The sequence below is a fragment of the Bradyrhizobium viridifuturi genome (genome assembly GCF_001238275.1).
Taxonomy (GTDB): domain Bacteria; phylum Pseudomonadota; class Alphaproteobacteria; order Rhizobiales; family Xanthobacteraceae; genus Bradyrhizobium; species Bradyrhizobium viridifuturi.
Genome location: NZ_LGTB01000004.1, coordinates 1 through 17,972, shown reverse-complemented (window position 1 = coordinate 17,972; position 17,972 = coordinate 1). Strand labels below are relative to the sequence as shown.

Below are 17,972 nucleotides of genomic sequence, written 5' to 3'. Positions count from 1 at the left end.
GTATCCCAAAATGGGATTGTTTGGGATACCAATTCGGGATACGCCAACCAAACTATTCCCACACCGGCGGACAGCCCATGTCGCAGATGCTTCAGATCCACGACCAACTCCGGGAGATGATCCTCTCTCTGGATCTCGGCCCCGGCGAGCGGCTGACCGAGCGCTGGCTCGAGAGCCGGTTCGAGGGATCGCGCACCCCGATCCGCGCTGCGTTGGTGCGGCTCGAAGGCGAAGAGCTGGTGCGGCGCGATGGTCGCAACTGGATCGTCGCGCCGATCGACCTCGGTGAGTTGGAAGCGCTCGCGGAGTTCAGGATCCCGCTGGAGACGACCGCGGTCCGCCTCGCCTGCGCGCGCGCAAGCGCGGCCGATATCGCCGGCGTCGAAGAGATGCTGGATGCCTGCCAATCGGGCGCGCCGCGCGAGGAATGGCATCGCGTCGGCACCGATTTCCATGTCGAGATCGCGCGCCTTTCCGGCAATCCGTTCATCGTCAAGGCGATCGCCGGCGCCATGACCCGGCTGTCGCGGGCGCGCTGGCTCGAAGTGTGGACCGAACCGTCGCGCGAGCAGGCCTGGCGCGAGCATCGGCGCATCCTCGGCTTCATCAAGGCCAACGATCCGGATTCTGCCGCGCGCGAGGCCGCCGCCCACATCACGGAGACCCGCGACCGTTTGCTGCACTCGCTGAACGAGGACCGCCGCGGCCTGCGGGCGCGTGGCTTCGCCGTGATCGGTCTGCGCTGACATGAACATGGAAATCGATCGCGAAGCAGCCCTCGATGCGGGGCCCTGGAGACGCAACCTGATCGTCTGCGTGCTCGGCTCCTTCACGACCATCGTCGGCATGACGCTGCTGCTGCCGTTCCTGCCGCTTTATGTCGAGCAGCTCGGCGTGACCGATCACGCCGCGATCGTGCAATGGTCGGGCATCGCCTATGGCGCAACCTTCTTCAGCGCGGCACTGACGGCGCCGTTGTGGGGACGGCTGGCGGATCGCTATGGCCGCAAGCTGATGCTGATCCGCGCGAGCCTCGGGATGGCGATCGCGATGTCGCTAATCGGCATGGCGCACAATGTCTACGAGCTGGTCGGCTTGCGACTGTTGACCGGCCTGCTCGGCGGTTACGCCTCGGGCTCGACGGTGCTGGTCGCAGCGCAGACGCCGAAGGCGCGGTCCGGCTGGGCGATCGGCGTGCTGTCCGCCGGGATCATGGCCGGCAGCCTGGTCGGCCCGTTGATCGGCGGCGTGCTGCCGGGCCTGATCGGCATTCGCAAGACCTTCTTCCTGATCGGCGGCGTCATCTTCATCACCTTCCTCGGCACCACCTTCCTGATCCGCGAGGAGGCGCGCCCGAAGGCGGCGAAAGGGAGCAAGGCGTGTGGCGGCTGGTCGCTCGTTCCGGACAAGCGGCCGGTCATCGCAATGTGGGGCACCGGCCTGCTGCTGATGATCGCCAACATGTCGATCGAGCCGATCATCACGGTCTATGTCGCGCAACTGGTCGAGGCGCCGCAGGTGACGTTCGTGGCCGGCCTCGTGATGTCGGCGGCGCCTTCGGCAGCCTGTTGTCATCATCGCATCTCGCAAGCTCGCCGATCGTGTCGGCCATTGGCGGATCATCATCATCTGTCTTGCCGCCTCGGCGGTGCTGCTGATCCCGCAGGCCTTCGTGGTCAGCGGCTGGCAGCTGATCCTGCTGCGCTTCCTGATGGGTCTCGCGCTCGGCGGCCTGCTGCCGTGCATCGCCAGCGTGATCCGGCACAACGCGCCCGATGCGGTCACCGGCAGCATGCTCGGCTACTCGATCTCGGCGCAATATGCCGGCCAGGTGATCGGCCCGCTCGCCGGCGGCTTCATCGGCGGCCATATCGGCATGCGCGCCGTGTTCCTCGGTACCAGCGTGCTGATGGCGCTCGGAGCGCTCGGCAATTTCATCGTCGAGAAAAAGGAGTAGTCGCCTGCCCGCCTCCTCGTGACGACAAAACAAAAACGGCGCCCGAGGGCGCCGTTTTCTATTTCAATCGTAGCTCGCTTCAGTGCGCCGTCAGGCCGCCGGATGCTTCGTCCGAAGCGTCGGGCTTGACGTCGACCTTGCTGGCCTCCTCTTCCCAGACGATCGGCGCCGGCACACGAACCAACGCCTTGGCGATCACCTCATCCAGCCGCGACACCGGGATGATCTCCATGCCGCCCTTGATCGCATCGGAAATCTCCGTGAGATCCTTGGCGTTGTCCTCCGGGATCAGCACCGTCTTGATGCCGCCGCGCGCGGCAGCCAGCAGCTTCTCCTTCAGACCGCCGATCGGCAGCACGCGACCGCGCAGCGTGATCTCGCCGGTCATCGCGACATCGTGGCGGACCGGAATGCCGGTCATGACCGAGATGATCGCGGTGGCCATCGCAACACCGGCGGACGGACCGTCCTTCGGGGTTGCGCCCTCCGGCACGTGAACGTGGATGTCGCGGCGGTCGAACATCGGCGGTTCGATGCCGTAGGTGATCGCGCGCGAGCGGACGTAGGACGCCGCCGCCGAGATCGATTCCTTCATCACGTCGCGCAGATTGCCGGTGACGGTCATCTTGCCCTTGCCGGGCATCATGACGCCTTCAATGGTGAGCAGCTCGCCGCCGACATCGGTCCAGGCCAGACCCGTGACGATACCGACCTGATCCTCGTCGTCGATCTCGCCGAAGCGATACTTCGGCACGCCGAGGAACTCTTCGATGTTCGCCTCGGTGACCTTCACCGATTTCTTCTTGGAGATCATCAGCTCCTTCACCGCCTTGCGGGCGAGTGTGGAGAGCTCACGCTCCAGGTTACGCACGCCCGCTTCGCGGGTGTAGCGGCGGATCATCAGCAGCAGGGCCGCGTCGTCGATCGACCATTCCTTGGAGTCCAGACCGTGCTTGGAGAGCGCGCTCGGGATCAGATGCTTGCGCGCGATCTCGACCTTCTCGTTCTCCGTGTAACCGGCGATCCGGATGATCTCCATGCGGTCCATCAGCGGGCCGGGAATATTCAGCGTATTCGCGGTCGTGATAAACATCACGTTGGACAGGTCGTAATCGACTTCCAGGTAGTGGTCGTTGAAGGTCGAGTTCTGCTCGGGGTCCAGGACCTCAAGCAGCGCCGACGACGGATCGCCGCGGAAATCGGCGCCCATCTTGTCGATCTCGTCCAGCAGGAACAGCGGATTCGAGGTCTTCGCCTTCCGCATCGACTGGATGATCTTGCCGGGCATCGAGCCGATATAGGTGCGGCGGTGACCGCGGATCTCGGCCTCGTCACGCACGCCGCCGAGCGACACGCGCACGAACTCGCGGCCGGTCGCCTTCGCGATCGACTTGCCGAGCGAAGTCTTGCCGACGCCGGGAGGCCCGACGAGGCACAGGATCGGTCCGGTCAGCTTGTTGGCGCGCGACTGCACCGCGAGATACTCGACGATACGGTCCTTGACCTTCTCGAGCCCGTAGTGGTCGGAGTCCAGCACCGCCTGCGCGGCCTCGAGGTCCTTCTTGACCTTGGACTTCTTGCCCCACGGAATCGACAGCAGCCAATCCAGGTAGTTGCGCACGACGGTCGCTTCCGCAGACATCGGCGACATCTGGCGCAGCTTCTTCAGCTCGTGCTGCGCCTTCTCGCGCGCTTCCTTGGAGAGCTTGGTCTTGGAGATCTTCTCCTCCAGATCGGCCAGTTCGTCGCGACCTTCGTCGTCGCCGAGCTCCTTCTGGATCGCCTTCATCTGCTCGTTCAGGTAATACTCGCGCTGGGTCTTCTCCATCTGGCGCTTGACGCGCGAGCGGATGCGCTTCTCGACCTGCAACACCGAGATCTCGCTCTCCATCAGGCCCAGCACCTTCTCCAGGCGCTGGGTGACGGACAACGTCTCCAGGATCGCTTGTCGATCGGCAATCTTGACCGCGAGATGTGAGGCAACCGTGTCGCCGAGCTTGGCGAAATCGGTGATCGCCTGGACCACGCCGACGACTTCGGCGGAGATCTTCTTGTTCAGCTTCACATAGCTTTCGAAGTCGGACACGACCGACCGCGCCAGCGCCTCGGCCTCGACCGAGTTGGCGTCCGTGTCGGCGAGTGCGACCGCTGTCGCTTCGTAGTATTCGCTGCGGTCGGAATACTTCTCGACGCGCGCGCGCTCGAGGCCCTCGACCAGCACCTTCACGGTGCCGTCGGGCAGCTTCAGCAGCTGCAGGACGCTGGCGAGCGTACCGGTCTCGTAAATTGAATCGGGCGCCGGATCATCATCGGACGCGTTCTTCTGCGTCGCGAGCATGATCAACGCGTCGTTCTTCATCACCTCTTCGAGCGCGCGGATCGATTTCTCGCGGCCGACGAAGAGAGGCACGATCATGTGCGGGAAGACGACGATGTCGCGAAGCGGCAGCACCGGATAGGAATGGCTTTCGCCGTGGACGATCGTTGGCCGGGGTTTTGAGGTCGTCATGGCCTTATCCTTTTGTTTTGCCCCCTTGGACGCAGTCCGCCTGCTTGCGCAACCGCCACAAGGTGCCTTGGTGATCCGGAACGAGATTGCCGTCGGCAGCCGCTTATTCCGCATCGAAAAGCGACGAATCTCAACACATGAGATCCGTCACCGATAGCATTAGGTGGCTATCAGGCGGGGGGGTGTCAAGTCTGAGAAGTGCCCGGAAATTCAGGCTAAACAGGCATTTACTGCGATGCCACAACGGCGCTGCTGTTGCGCCGCAACGGCCGCCGGATCGCCCGGCAGCCGTGCAATTTTAGCGGTTCGAGACGCGTGCGGTTAGGCGCTCGCGCTGCTCTCGACGGCGCGGTCGGAACGATCCGCGTAGATGTAGAGCGGACGCGCCGTGCCCTCGACGACCTCGCGCGAGATCACGACTTCCTCGACGCCTTCCAGGCCCGGGAGGTCGAACATGGTCTCGAGCAGGATGCTCTCCAGGATCGACCGCAGGCCGCGCGCACCGGTCTTGCGCTCGATCGCCTTGCGGGCGACCGCGCCAAGCGCCTCGTCGGCGAAGGTCAACTCGATGTTCTCCATCTCGAACAGCCGCTGGTACTGCTTCACCAGCGCGTTCTTCGGATCGGTCAGGATCTTCTTCAGCGAGGTCTCGTCGAGGTCCTCCAGCGTCGCCACGACGGGCAGACGGCCGACGAATTCCGGGATCAGGCCGTACTTCAGCAGATCTTCCGGCTCGACGTGACGGAAGATCTCGCCGGTACGGCGATCCTCCGGCGCGAGCACCTGCGCCGCGAAGCCGATCGAGGTCGAACGGCCGCGCGCGGAGATGATCTTCTCGAGGCCCGAGAACGCACCGCCGCAGATGAACAGGATGTTGGTGGTATCCACCTGCAGGAACTCCTGCTGCGGATGCTTGCGGCCGCCCTGCGGCGGGACCGAGGCCACCGTGCCTTCCATGATCTTCAGCAGCGCCTGCTGGACGCCCTCACCCGACACGTCGCGGGTGATCGAGGGATTGTCCGACTTGCGGCTGATCTTGTCGATTTCGTCGATATACACGATGCCGCGCTGCGCGCGCTCGACGTTGTAGTCGGCCGCCTGCAGCAGCTTCAGGATGATGTTCTCGACGTCCTCGCCGACATAGCCGGCTTCGGTCAGCGTCGTCGCATCAGCATGGTGAACGGCACGTCGAGGATGCGGGCCAACGTCTGCGCGAGCAGCGTCTTGCCCGAACCGGTCGGACCGATCAGCAGGATGTTCGACTTCGCCAGTTCGACGTCGTTGTGCTTGGTCTGATGGTTGAGCCGCTTGTAGTGGTTGTGGACGGCGACCGACAGCACCTTCTTGGCATGGCTCTGGCCGATCACGTAGTCGTCCAGGACCTTGCAGATTTCCTTCGGCGTCGGGATGCCGTCGCGCGACTTCACCAGCGAGGACTTGTTCTCCTCGCGAATGATGTCCATGCAGAGTTCGACACACTCGTCGCAAATGAAGACAGTCGGTCCGGCAATCAGCTTGCGAACTTCATGCTGGCTCTTGCCGCAGAACGAGCAGTATAGCGTGTTCTTGGCGTCGCTCGTGCCGACCTTACTCATTCATTATCTCCGTCCGCCGTTCGATCTCGTTTGCCAGATCGACCCAATCCGGCACATAACCGGCGTCTTGGGTAGATAGAGCAAATTCCGTACCAAAAAAGACCCTACGCAATACTGACCGTACGAATCACGGTTTATTCGAATCTCCGCGATCATAGCCGATGCATTACAGCCAACCATGCTGGCACCCGACTATCAAGAATTCGCTAATCGGATGGCCGGCTCAAGACCGTGACAATACCGTGATTTTCAACGATCGCACGCGGAATACGCGTCGAAATCCACGGAACGTTGCGGGATTACCACGCCGGCCAATGAGCACGAAAGCGGAACCTTTCGCCCGCGCACAGGCACTTGCGGGGTACTCCGCCCGTCCTGCTTTTGCCGATTATGTGAGGCGCCAATGTGGAGATCACACCGGCGCCCCGGGAGCTTGTCCAGATCAGGCGGCTTTGGCGGCCGACGGATCTTCCGGACGCTTGTCGATGACCTTGTCGACGAGGCCGAACGCCTTGGCGTCTTCGGCGGTCAGGAACTTGTCGCGCTCGAGCGCGTCCTCGATCGCCTTGTAGGTCTGGCCGGTGTGCTTCACGTAGATCTCGTTGAGGCGCTTCTTGAGATTCAGGATCTCCTGCGCGTGCAGCATGATGTCGGTGGCCTGGCCCTGGAAGCCGCCGGAGGGCTGGTGCACCATGATGCGGGAGTTCGGCAGCGTGAAGCGCATGTCCTTCTCGCCAGCCGCCAGCAGCAGCGAGCCCATCGAGGCCGCCTGGCCCGTGCACAGCGTCGACACCGGCGGGCGGATGAACTGCATCGTGTCGTAAATCGCAAGGCCCGACGTCACCACGCCACCCGGCGAGTTGATGTACATCGAGATTTCCTTCTTCGGATTCTCGGCCTCGAGGAACAGCAGCTGCGCAACGATCAAGGTCGACATGCCGTCTTCCACCGGACCGGTGACGAAGATGATGCGCTCTTTCAAAAGGCGCGAGAAAATGTCGTAGGCGCGTTCGCCGCGATTGGTCTGCTCGACGACCATCGGCACGAGATTCATGTAGGTTTCAACGGGATCGCGCATGAAAGAACCCAGGGGTTAGGGGTGATGCAGAACTCTGCCCAGAACTAGCTTCGCTCAAGACTACTGGCTCAAAGCTGGCCGGCTCAAGGCTTAAACCAGATATGGGCCAATTTCCGGCCGACAAGGCCGCCACTAGCCAACTGGGCAGGTCGCAGACGTTCAAGCCGATTCGCGGCGGCACGCCTAGCGAGGGATCCTCGCCAGGCGCGCTTTCGCGGTTCATCATTAACGCGAGGTGCCGGAATTAGGCGGCAGTTTTCTCGGCGTCTTCATCCTTGAACAGCTCATCCTTGGTGACCTTCTTCTCGGTCACATTGGCGAGCTCCAGCACGAAGTCGACGACCTTGTCCTCGTAGATCGGGGCGCGGAGCTGGGCCAGCGCCTGGGCGTTGCTGCGGTAGTAATCCCAGACTTCCTTCTCGCGGCCCGGCATCTGGCGCGCGCGCTCGATCACGGCGCGCGAGACCTCGTCGTCGGTCACGGTGATCTTGTTCTTCTCGCCGATCTCCGACAGCACGAGGCCGAGGCGGACGCGGCGGTCGGCGATCTTCTGGTACTCTTCCTTGGCCGCATCCTCGGTGGTGTTCTCGTCGGCGAAGGTCTTGCCGGTCGAGTCCATCTCGGCCTTGATCGAGTTCCACATCAGGTTGAACTCTTCGGCGACAAGCGACGGCGGCGCCTCGAATTTGTGGCTCTCGTCGAGACGGTCGAGCAGCGCGCGCTTGACCTTCTGGCGGGTCGCGCCGGCGAATTCGGCGGTCAGGCGCTCGCGCGCGGCTTCCTTCAGCTTGTCGAGCGACTCGAGGCCGAGCGTCTTGGCGAACTCGTCGTCGATCGTGGCCTCACCAGGCGCCTCGATCAGCGTCGCGGTGGTCTCGAACTCGGCCGGCTGGCCGGCGAGCTTGTCGTTGAGGTAGTTCTTCGGGAAACCAACCTTCAGCGTGCGGGTCTCGCCCGTGCCGATGCCGATCAGCTGCTCCTCGAAGCCCGGGATGAACTGGCCGGCGCCGATCACGACCTGGATACCCTCGCCCGTGCCGCCCTCGAAGGCTTCACCGTTGATGGTGCCCTTGAAGCTGATGGTGACGCGGTCGCCCTTCTCCGCCGCACCTTCGGTCTTGGCGCTGTACGGGCGGCTGCCTTCGGCGATCCGCTTGATGGCATCGTCGACGTCGGCGTCGGAGACCTCGACCACCGGCTTCTCGACCGAGAACGACTTGAAATCGGCGAGCTGGATCGGCGGCACGACCTCGATCGCGACCGTGTAGGTCAGGTCGGTCTTGCCCGACAGCAATTCCTCGACCTGGTCCTTCTCGGTCGGCATCGTAATCTTCGGCTCACCGGCGAGGCGGAAGCCGCGATCTTCGAACAGCTGCCGGTTGGTGTCGCTGATGGTCTGGTCGATGGTCTCGGCCATGACCGAGCGGCCGTAGATCTTCTTCAGATGCGCGACCGGCACCTTGCCGGGACGGAAGCCGTTGAGACGGACCTTGTCCTTGAGGTCGACCAGCTTGGCGCCCGCCTTGGCATCGAGATCGGATGCCGGAACGCTGATCTTGAATTCGTGCTTCAGTCCCTCGTTGAGGGTCTCGGTGACCTGCATGGTATCAATCTTCTTCCGCTTTTGCCGCGGCCCGAGCGGCCGTGGCAGTGTTCAATCAAATCGACGCTGAGCCTTGCGGCCTTGACGTCTGTGGGTTCGGCGAACCCTCGTCCCCTGCGGGGCCAAGGTTCTCCAAGAATTCGTCATGCAAACGCTGTAAGCGCTTGGTGCGGGCGGAGGGACTCGAACCCCCACGACTTTCGTCACTGGAACCTAAATCCAGCGCGTCTACCAGTTCCGCCACGCCCGCGCGAAAAGCATCCAGTCCGGCCGCGATGCCGCGGGCGGCCGGGCTTATAACATGCGCCCACCGGTTCGCAGCAAAAAAATGGCCGCTGGAGAGCCCGTCCTGCGACCGATCGCGACTGGACAGGTACACTTGAAAATGGTCCGCATCGGTCGGATGGCAAGCCCCGTAGCAAGTCCCGAATCTTGGCTCAGCCGACGCGACCTGATGGCCGCGCTCGGCGCCGCGGCGCTTTGCCCGGCCTGGCCGGGCACCAGCTCGGCGCAGGGCCGGACGGCAGTCGCGCTGCAGGCCAGGATCGATCGCATCGTGCTTCGCCCTGACGGGCCGGACACGCCCGTCTGGTCGCTGGGCGGCGGCGACCTCCGTTTCAGGCGCGGCGAGGTACTCGACGTGACGTTTGGCAACGAGCTGCCGGTCGCGGCCGTGCTCGATTGCCGCGGGCTCGACGGTGTCCCGGCCGCGGAGCCGTTGGCCTCCCGGGCACCGCTTGCCACAGGGGCCAAGGATAGCTTCCAGCTCCCGCTCCGGCATGCTGGTACCTTCCTGTGCGAGCCGCTGCTCGGCGATGGCACGACCATGCCGACGCGCCCGCGTCCGTTGATCGTGACCGGCACCTCGCCCGTCGCGGTGGATCGTGACGAGACCCTGCTGATCGAGGAGTGGCGCCTGCAACCCGACGGAACCGCGATTCCGCCCGGAACAGTTTCGAAAGATTCGACGCCAATTCATACGGTTAACAGCAAGACCTCATACGAGGTCTCGGCTCCGGCCAATGCCCGGCTCAGACTCCGCTTCATCAATGGCAGCCCACGCAGCGTGCTGGCGGTCAAGCTGGAGAACCTCGACGTCAGGGTGATGGCGATCGACGGCCAGCCGGCCGAACCGTTCCCGGCCCGCAACGGTGCGCTGGTGCTGGCACCCGGAAGTCGAACCGATGTCTTTGTCGATATCGCTGGTCCGGCCGGAACGAGCTTCCCGATCCTGCTGCACGACGGCAAGCAGGCCCGCCCAGCCGGCAAGCTTATCGTCTCGGACGACGCGCCGATCCGGGCCGCGCCGTTCCCTCCCGCTCCACCGCTCCCGGGCAACGACCTGCCGGCCCAACTCGATCTCAGAAGCGCCGCCAGATTCGAGTTGGCACTGGGCATGCCGACCGAATGGTTCCGGCCGGCGGATTTCAAGCCGTCAGCCACCCCCGCCTTTCAGGCCAAGTCAGGCCGTCCGGTCGTGCTGGCCCTGACCAATCGCGGCACGATCACCAACGTCTTTCATCTGCACGGCCATCATTTCCGCCTGCTGGACAAGCTTGACGACGGCTGGAAGCCGTTCTGGCTCGACACGTTGGCGGTCGAACCGGGCGAGACGCAGCGCATCGCCTTCCTCGCCGAATATCCCGGCCGCTATCTGATCGAACAGGTTGCGGCCGATTGGGCGGCGCCGCGGCTCGTCCGATGGTACAATGTCCAATAATAAGAAGAGGAAGCATCTGGGGAAACGCGCAGGGGACATCCATGAGCCAGACAGTTGCAGCGATCCGCGGAGTTAAGGCGCGAGGTGTCGTGGTGCCCCTCAAGCGTCCTGTGAGGACCGCCTTCGGCGTGATCGATTCCGGTCCGCTGGTCCTGATCGATGTCGAGACCGATCAAGGCGTTACCGGCCGTACCTACATCTTCGCCTACAGCAAGCTCACACTTCACCCGCTTTGTTATCTGATCGAGGAGATCGGTCGCGAACTGGCCGGCAGGCCAGTGGCGCCGTTCGACCTGATGAAGGCGATGGATGCCAAGTTTCGGCTGCTCGGCTGGCAGGGCCTGGTCGGCATGGCCGTCTCAGGTCTCGACATGGCCTATTGGGATGTGCTCGGCCAGCTTGCCGGCCGGCCACTCGTCGAACTGCTCGGTGGCTCGGCGAGGCCGATCAAGGCCTATGACAGCTATGGCGCGGTCGATCCTGTCGCAGACGAGCGCGCGCTGCGCCGTTCGCTCGACCAGGGTTTTCGCGGCATCAAGATCAAGGGTGGCGACGGTGATGCCGCCAATGACGAACGCGTTGTGAAAGGTGTGCGCGCCCTGCTCGGCCCCGACATTGCGCTGATGCTCGACTTCAACCAGTCGCTCGATCCGGCCGAAGCAACCCGTCGCATCGCGCGCCTCGCGCCCTACGACCTGCACTGGATCGAGGAGCCGGTGCCGCAGGAGAGCCTGTCCGGCCACGCAAAAGTCCGAGAGACCTCGCCGACGCCGATCCAGGCCGGCGAGAACTGGTGGTTTCCGCGCGGCTTCGCCGAGGCGATCGCAGCCGGCGCATCCGACTTCATCATGCCCGACGTGATGAAGGTCGGCGGCGTCACCGGCTGGATGCAGGTCGCAGGGCAAGCCGACGCGGCATCGATCCCGATGTCGAGCCATCTGTTCGCGGAAGTCAGCGCGCACCTGCTCGCGGTGACGCCGACCGCGCACTGGCTCGAATTCCTCGACTTCGCCGGCGCGATCCTGGCAACGCCCGCCGAGATCGTCGACGGCGCGGTAACCGCACGCGGTCCCGGGCTCGGCATCGAATGGAACGAGCCGGCGGTGGCGAAGTATCTCGTGAGCTAGCGCGAGGACGAAATGGACGTAGAGCCCGAAGGTCCTGCTAGTCTCCCCTCGCGTTTCGACCATCTCGTTCTACGAGCCCTGGTGTTGCCGAAGCTCGTCCTGGCCTGCCTGATCGGCGCATGCTTCACCGGACCAGCGTTCGGCAAGGATGGTGACGATGACAGCGGCGCCGCGAAAGCGATAGGCGCGACGCCGAATATCTATCTCGACTTGCGAACCAGCTACGCTACGGTGCCGGCCGGCGCTTTACCGATCGGCTTCGGCAACTCGGCTCTCTCCACCGCGCTGCAATCGCTGGCGCTCGCGAACAACACCACGCTTCCGACGAGCGTATCGCTGCCCTCCCGGCAATCCGTCGCCGTCGATCTTCCGATGACCGTGGATGTCACCGACAAGGTCTCGCTCTACGCCGGGGTTTCCGGCACGACGACCTACGCCCAGACACAGGGTTGGTCATCCTTCGATATCACCAGTTGGAACGTCGGATTCCAGGCAGATGTCTATAGCCAGAATGGCGGTTCAATTCCGACCATCACCTGGCAATCCACAATCACCCAGTCGATCCCGAACGGGCCGACCGGGACGACGACATTCAACAACATTTTCGAGCTCGGCTACGCCTTCGACAAAGACGAAACGTACGGGGTGTTGGCCGGCATCCAGGACACCCGCGTCGAAGTGGCGACCGCGCTCGCCCGGATTCACCCCAATATCATCGGTTATGTCGGCGGCTATTATCAGTGGCCCAGCAACTGGAAATTCACCGGCCGCGTCGGAGTGCAGCATTTCGGCGGCGCGCAGCTCCTGAACTTCACGCCGGTTCCGTCCTTCACCGAGCCCGTCGTCCGGCTCGATCTCGATCGGATGGACGACAACGACAATCGTCTGTTCGGGGTCACGGCTCAGATCATGTGGGTGCCGAAGCCGTCCTATCAGCTGACGCTGAGAACGCCACTTTATTTCGTGCGCAACTGATGCAGCCGACCCGCTGCGGCAATTGTGAATCGGACGGCGCGTGCCGGCTGCAAACCGTCAATCGCAAGCTTCACCTTTGCGGCGCAGTGATGTAGGCCATCAAGACATCGGAGCGCGCTCAATGTCCACCAACAACAAGCTGACGCTGAAATTCCGTTGCCCGACGGAACTTGAGGGACTGATCCCGCAGCCCATTCCAGCTGCGCAGGGCGTTCCCGACTGGCTCAAAGCAATGCCGGCGACCGCCTTCTCTTCGATCAACCTGCACGACGAAGACACCATCAAGCGCTGCCCGCCATTCGTCGACGCGATGACCTGCGGATTCCTGCTGCCGCTGGTTTGCGACCTCAAGATCGAGGACGGCGAAATCACCTGGGACCACGACCTGCCGCCGGGAGGCACGCCCGAATTTCCCCGTTCGCCGATCGGCTTCCACGATCCGGGTCAGGTCAGCGGCACGCCGCTGTTCGAACAGGGCCGCTTCTTTCTCAAATTCCACAATTTGTGGACTGTCGAAGCTCCCGAAGGCTATTCCGTTTACTTCACGCATCCCGTCAACCGCTTCGACCTGCCATTCACGACGCTTAGCGGCTTGGTCAATTCCGACCTCTATCGCGACAACTGGGTGCACTTTCCGGCGTACTGGCACAACAGGGATTTCAGAGGCATCCTCCCCAAGGGGACGCCGATTGCACAATGCATTCCGGTCAAGCGCGACGACTGGACTGCACAGGCCTCGTCCTTCACAGCGGAAGAAGCCAAACGCGTCGGCGAATTTCGCACCGAGCTCAGGCGGCAGCCCAATCTTTATCGGCGAAACTTCAGGGTTTGAAGCGCTACGGGATCGGGTTGGACGCGCTCAAGCCGATTCACCGCCGAGGAATTTCGCAGCGTCGCTCTGCGAGAAGAAGAAGCGGCCGCGCGAGCCTGCGGCCATCACGAATGCCGCGCGTCCCAACAGTTGGGGCTGGCCGCGAATGACGGAGCGGAGCGTCGCCTCGGCGGCCTCGCACTCACCCAGCTCGAAAAGCGATGTGGCGAGGTAGGCGCGGGTCGAGCGGTCGTCGGGGTACTGCGCGAGCACGCGACGGAAGGCATCCGCAGCTTCGGCATAATCACCATGAAGGATCAGGACCCGCCCGAGCCGGTTGAGAACATCGGGGCGTCCCGGCGCGGCATCGCGCGCGGCGGTCAGGAGGCTCGCAGCCCGCGCGATCTCATTGGCATCATGCAACAGGCGCGCGAGGTCGAGCTTCAGATCGACGCTGTCGGGCCGCAGCGCAAGGCCGGCCTCAATCGTGCTGATCGCCTCGTCGTGTTGACCGGCCTTGGCGAGCTGCCCGGCGAGTTCCTGAAACGATGGCAGATATGCCGGGCGGCGTGCCGCCGCGCGCCGAAGCTGCGCGATGCCGTCCGGGACGCGCCCCGCGCCGCACAGCAACGCACCGAGCAGGGTCTCGGCCTCGCCATCGTCGCTGCGGCGCACAACCCGTTCGAGTGGCGCGATCGCCTCGTCTCCCCGCCGCTGCCCCATCAGGGCATGCGCAAGGAGAAGCGTTGCATTCCGGTCCGCGCGGTTTGACTTCAGGATGCCGGCCGCGATCTGCTCGGCCTGCGCAAACTGCTGGGTTCGAAGCGCCATTGCGCCTTGCTGCAGTGCTTGCGCGAGGAAATTGTTCTGCCTGCCAGTCACGGGAGGTTTCTGGAAAATGAGAGAGAGAATGCTCCGCCGACTTAGCCCGCGCCTCTTCGCCTGTCCATCAAAAGTCTCGTGAAACGAGACCGGGACCCGCAAAGCCGTCCCCGAAGTGAGGCCACGCCGCTCGAAGCGACGGCGCTGGAAATATCCTGTATCGTGCGACCTGATCGGCAAGCCGCCGTGCAAGCCTGACACCATATGAACTCAAATCGGAGAACCGGGATGGCACAGTGCATCGTCGTCGTTCAATTCGACCTTCCGAAACGGACTGAGGAACAGGCCATCAATGGCGGCATGAGCACGGCCCCCATCTATCGAAACCTCGCGACAAAGGGGCTGATCCGCAAAGACTACCTCAACGGAGAAGCCGGCACCGGCGGCGTCTACTTGTGGGAGAGCCGGCAAGAGGCCGAGGCTTGGTTCACCGAGGCCAAGGTCGCGGAGCTCACCGAGCGGTTCGGGGTCCGGCCGCGGCTGACCTGGTACGACACGCACGTCACCGTCGACAATCTGAAGGGCGAGACGCGCGTGAACCAAACCACGCTGATTTCAGCCGCGGAGTGAATCGGCCGGCGTTGTCACCGATCGCCCGCAGCACCCTGCAGCTCAAGCGCGCTTGCGATGACCGCCCGATCGCTTGCCTGGGGGTGGGAGGGCCCTGCCCCCTTTAGCGGCCGACTTGGTCTCTGCTCGTATCATGTCGACGAAAGCCCGCAGCCCGGCCGTCATGTGCCGATGCCGCGGATAGTAGAGACGCAGGCCGGGGAATGGCGGCGTCCAGTCGTCCAGCACGGCCCGCAACGTTCCGGCCGCGAGATGTCCGGCGACCCAGAAATCACTGACGAACGCCAGTCCCAGCCCTTCGAGAGCGGCTTCGACCATCAAGGTGTCGCCGTCGAGGGTCAGTCTGCCCGGGACATCCACCGCCATCTGCTCGCCGCCGCGCTTTTCGAACTCCCAGTGATAGATCTTGCCGCTGGGCATCCGCCTGCGAATGCATTCATGGGTGAGCAGATCAAGCGGAGACCGCGGCACCGACGCGCGCGCGAAATAGCCGGGCGCGCCAACGACGATGAAACGCGTGTCCGGGCCGCAGGGAATCGCGACCATGTCCTGCGGCACGGCTTCGGCCAGCCGGATGCCGGCATCGAAGCCCTCCGCGACGATATCGATGGGCCGGCCCTCCAGCGTCAATTCGACGTTCATGTCGGGATAGAGCCGCAGAAACTTTACGACGACGGGGCGTAGGATCTGGTGTGCGGCGCGCTCCTTCAGATTGATGCGCAGCGTGCCTGCTGGAGTGTCGCGGAACTCGTTCACGTCCTCCATCGCGCCGGCAATCTCGCGCAGCGCGGGACTGACCCTCGCGAGAAAGCGCTCGCCCGCCTCCGACAGCGCGACGCTGCGCGTCGTCCGGTTGATGAGACGCACGCCCAGCTTCTTCTCCAGCCCGGCGATCGCATGACTGAGCGCCGATGGCGAAATGCCGAGCTCGGTCGCGGCGGCGCGAAAGCTGCGATGTGTCGAGATCGCGACGACCGCGTTCAGCTCGAAAAGACCAGCATGCTGCATTGTACGATTACCTGCATCAGGTCATGCCACTTTATGCCGATTATTGCACTAATCAAGTCGGCTATATCGAGCCCGCAATCTGGATCGGCAACCTGATCTAAAGGACATCCCCTATGGCAAAGACTTTCCTGATCACGGGCGTTTCATCCGGCTTCGGCCGCGCGTTGGCCGAGGCTGCATTGGGTGACGGCCATGCCGTCGTCGGCACCGTGCGCAACGAGAACGACAAGCAGAAGTTCGAAGCACTCGGCGAAGGCGTGCACGCGGTACTTCTTGATGTCACCAACTTCGAGGCGATCGCGCCCGCCGTCGCCGAGGTCGAGCGCAGGATCGGCGCGATCGACGTTCTGGTGAACAATGCCGGCTATGGTCACGAGGGCATTCTGGAGGAATCATCGATCGACGACCTGCGACGCCAGTTCGAGGTCAACGTCTTCGGTGCGGTGGCGATGATCCAGGCGGTGCTGCCCTTCATGCGCAAGCGCCGCGCCGGGCATATCCTCAACGTGACGTCGATGGGCGGGTTCATCACGATGCCCGGTCTCAGCTACTATCACGGCAGCAAGTTCGCACTGGAAGGAATCTCCGAAACGCTCGGCAAGGAAGTCAATGACCTCGGCATCAAGGTCACGGCGGTCGAACCCGGCAGCTTCCGCACCGACTGGGCCGGACGATCGATGGTACGGGCAGAACGATCGATCCCCGACTATGACGTTCTCATCGACCCGATCCGCAAACGCCGCATGGAAATGAGTGGCCGGCAGGTTGGCGATCCCCAGAAGGCCGCGCAGGCCATGCTGAAACTCGCACTGTCGGCCGATCCGCCGGCGCACCTGCTGCTCGGCAGCGATGCCGTTCGGCTCGTCGAGGACAAGATGAAACTGCTGCAGGCTGAATTCGCTGCGTGGAAGGACGTTTCGCTCTCCACCGACGTTGCCTGAGCAGCATCAGTCGCCGCGGCGGTCCGTCATTGCAGGACGGACCGCCGCGTCTCGACACTCGCGCGCGGGCACTTGCGTCCAGAGATAGCGCACGTCCGGCTCCTTCTCCTCGTTGCGGCTGCCATCGGTCTGCTCCACCGCGACAAAGCCGCGGGCCTCATAGAAGCTTCGCGTCCGTGCGTTGCGCTGGAAGGTCCAGAGTTGCAGCCGGTCGGCGCCCTGCTTCGCGATATCGAGCAGCGCGCTGCCGATGCCGCACCCCTGCGCGGCCGGCAGCACGTAGAGTTGCTCGATCAAGTCGTCGTGGAACGCGATGACGCCGCTCATGGCCTCGCCGTCGAACGCGCCCCACAGTGTGCAGACCGAAAACATCCGCTCGCGATAGAACCAGCGGTCTTCGTCGGGCGTATGCAGGCCGGCGAGCCAGGGCAGCGCGTGATCGAACGCCGCGCGATGCACGCGCGCCGCGGCGTCCATGTCGGCAAGCGCGAGCCGCCTAGTATTCAATGCCGAACTCGTCATAGAGGCGGCGGAACACGGCCGGCAGCACCTCGGTCAGGTCCTCGGCGATCAGGCCGGGCCCTGCCTCGCTGGCCCCTTCGCCGTGCAGCCACACACCAATGCTGGCCGCCTCGAAAGCCGCGACGCCCTGCGCGAGGAAGCCCGCGATGATGCCTGCGAGCACATCGCCGGCGCCGGCGGTGGCAAGCCACGGCGGCGCGTTGGCGGCGATGGTGGCGCGGCCATCCGGAGATGCGATCACGGTGTCGGCGCCCTTCAGCAGCACCACCGCGCCGGAGCGCTCGGCCGCCGCGCGCACGCGTTCGAGCTTGGAGCGGCCCGGATGCTTGTTGGAGATATCGCTGAACAGCCGCGGAAACTCGCCCTCATGAGGGGTCAGCACCACCCCGAGACCGTCGGAGGCCTTGATCGCCTCGAACAGCCGGTCCGGCGAACCGGCAAAACTGGTCAGCGCATCGGCGTCGAGCACGAGGTGCCGCTGCGCCGAGAGTGCGGTGTGAACGAAGTCGCGGGTGCGCGCGCTGACCCCGGCACCGGGACCGATTACACAGGCGTTGAGGCGCTTGTCGCCGAGCAGTTCGGCGAACTGGATCGGGTTATCGACCGCGCGCACCATCACCGCGGTCAGCGCCGCAGCGTTGACCGCAAGCGCATCGCGCGGCGAGGCCAGCGTC

At 63.9% G+C, this 17,972-nt stretch carries 14 protein-coding genes, 1 tRNA gene and 2 pseudogenes; 8 read left to right on the top strand and 9 right to left on the bottom strand.

The window, feature by feature from the left end:
• Window positions 1-77: 77 nt before the first annotated feature.
• Both ALC15_RS05060 and ALC15_RS05055 read left to right on the top strand, forming a co-directional pair.
• Entirely contained in the window at window positions 78-746 is a 669-nt protein-coding gene (locus ALC15_RS05060; RefSeq protein WP_050626343.1) for a GntR family transcriptional regulator, read from the top strand.
• A gap of 1 nt (window position 747) precedes the next feature.
• A pseudogene (locus ALC15_RS05055) lies at window positions 748-1,957 on the top strand (MFS transporter).
• A 79-nt stretch (window positions 1,958-2,036) separates the two neighbouring features.
• On the opposite strand, the gene lon reads toward ALC15_RS05055, so the two are convergent.
• From lon to ALC15_RS05030, 5 genes and pseudogenes are all read right to left on the bottom strand, one after another.
• Window positions 2,037-4,466, bottom strand: coding sequence for an endopeptidase La (gene lon, locus ALC15_RS05050; RefSeq protein ID WP_021079149.1), 2,430 nt, complete (start codon window positions 4,464-4,466; stop codon window positions 2,037-2,039).
• Window positions 4,467-4,787: 321 nt separating this feature from the next.
• Window positions 4,788-6,061, bottom strand: a pseudogene (clpX, locus tag ALC15_RS05045) (ATP-dependent Clp protease ATP-binding subunit ClpX).
• 442 nt (window positions 6,062-6,503) lie between these two features.
• Window positions 6,504-7,139 carry an ATP-dependent Clp protease proteolytic subunit gene (locus tag ALC15_RS05040; RefSeq protein WP_021079148.1) on the bottom strand — a complete coding sequence of 212 codons (636 nt, stop codon included), beginning with the start codon at window positions 7,137-7,139 and terminating at the stop codon, window positions 6,504-6,506.
• A 244-nt stretch (window positions 7,140-7,383) separates the two neighbouring features.
• Entirely contained in the window at window positions 7,384-8,742 is a 1,359-nt protein-coding gene (gene tig / locus ALC15_RS05035) for a trigger factor (RefSeq protein WP_050626342.1), read from the bottom strand.
• A 165-nt stretch (window positions 8,743-8,907) separates the two neighbouring features.
• A tRNA-Leu gene (locus ALC15_RS05030) sits at window positions 8,908-8,992 on the bottom strand.
• A gap of 135 nt (window positions 8,993-9,127) precedes the next feature.
• On the opposite strand from ALC15_RS05030, the gene ALC15_RS05025 reads away from it, so the two are divergent.
• The 4 genes from ALC15_RS05025 (at window position 9,128) to ALC15_RS05010 (ending at window position 13,396) form a co-directional block, all read left to right on the top strand.
• Window positions 9,128-10,462, top strand: coding sequence for a multicopper oxidase family protein (locus tag ALC15_RS05025; RefSeq protein ID WP_094193679.1), 1,335 nt, complete (start codon window positions 9,128-9,130; stop codon window positions 10,460-10,462).
• Window positions 10,463-10,503: 41 nt separating this feature from the next.
• Window positions 10,504-11,589 carry an enolase C-terminal domain-like protein gene (locus ALC15_RS05020; RefSeq protein ID WP_050626341.1) on the top strand — a complete coding sequence of 362 codons (1,086 nt, stop codon included), beginning with the start codon at window positions 10,504-10,506 and terminating at the stop codon, window positions 11,587-11,589.
• An 84-nt stretch (window positions 11,590-11,673) separates the two neighbouring features.
• Window positions 11,674-12,564: a hypothetical protein gene (locus tag ALC15_RS05015; RefSeq protein ID WP_347336270.1), complete on the top strand. Its 891-nt coding sequence runs from the start codon at window positions 11,674-11,676 to the stop codon at window positions 12,562-12,564.
• A 121-nt stretch (window positions 12,565-12,685) separates the two neighbouring features.
• Window positions 12,686-13,396: a hypothetical protein gene (locus ALC15_RS05010; protein ID WP_050626340.1), complete on the top strand. Its 711-nt coding sequence runs from the start codon at window positions 12,686-12,688 to the stop codon at window positions 13,394-13,396.
• A gap of 27 nt (window positions 13,397-13,423) precedes the next feature.
• Here the strand turns inward: ALC15_RS05010 and ALC15_RS05005 are convergent, their stop codons facing one another.
• Window positions 13,424-14,206, bottom strand: coding sequence for a tetratricopeptide repeat protein (locus ALC15_RS05005; RefSeq protein WP_050626339.1), 783 nt, complete (start codon window positions 14,204-14,206; stop codon window positions 13,424-13,426).
• 279 nt (window positions 14,207-14,485) lie between these two features.
• Between ALC15_RS05005 and ALC15_RS05000 the strand changes: the two genes are divergently transcribed.
• A complete protein-coding gene (locus tag ALC15_RS05000) occupies window positions 14,486-14,827 on the top strand; it encodes a hypothetical protein (RefSeq protein ID WP_050626338.1) in 342 nt (113 codons plus the stop codon).
• 42 nt (window positions 14,828-14,869) lie between these two features.
• Here ALC15_RS05000 and ALC15_RS04995 read toward each other — a convergent pair whose 3' ends face one another.
• Window positions 14,870-15,835 carry a LysR family transcriptional regulator gene (locus ALC15_RS04995; protein ID WP_050626337.1) on the bottom strand — a complete coding sequence of 322 codons (966 nt, stop codon included), beginning with the start codon at window positions 15,833-15,835 and terminating at the stop codon, window positions 14,870-14,872.
• A 113-nt stretch (window positions 15,836-15,948) separates the two neighbouring features.
• Between ALC15_RS04995 and ALC15_RS04990 the strand changes: the two genes are divergently transcribed.
• Window positions 15,949-16,776: an oxidoreductase gene (locus tag ALC15_RS04990; RefSeq protein ID WP_050626336.1), complete on the top strand. Its 828-nt coding sequence runs from the start codon at window positions 15,949-15,951 to the stop codon at window positions 16,774-16,776.
• A gap of 6 nt (window positions 16,777-16,782) precedes the next feature.
• On the opposite strand, the gene ALC15_RS04985 is transcribed toward ALC15_RS04990, so the two are convergent.
• Window positions 16,783-17,298 carry a GNAT family N-acetyltransferase gene (locus ALC15_RS04985; protein WP_063781789.1) on the bottom strand — a complete coding sequence of 172 codons (516 nt, stop codon included), beginning with the start codon at window positions 17,296-17,298 and terminating at the stop codon, window positions 16,783-16,785.
• The coding region (locus tag ALC15_RS04980) for an ADP-dependent NAD(P)H-hydrate dehydratase (protein ID WP_162240472.1) at window positions 17,273-17,972 on the bottom strand (700 nt) is incomplete at its 5' end. The genes ALC15_RS04980 and ALC15_RS04985, both read right to left, overlap by 26 nt.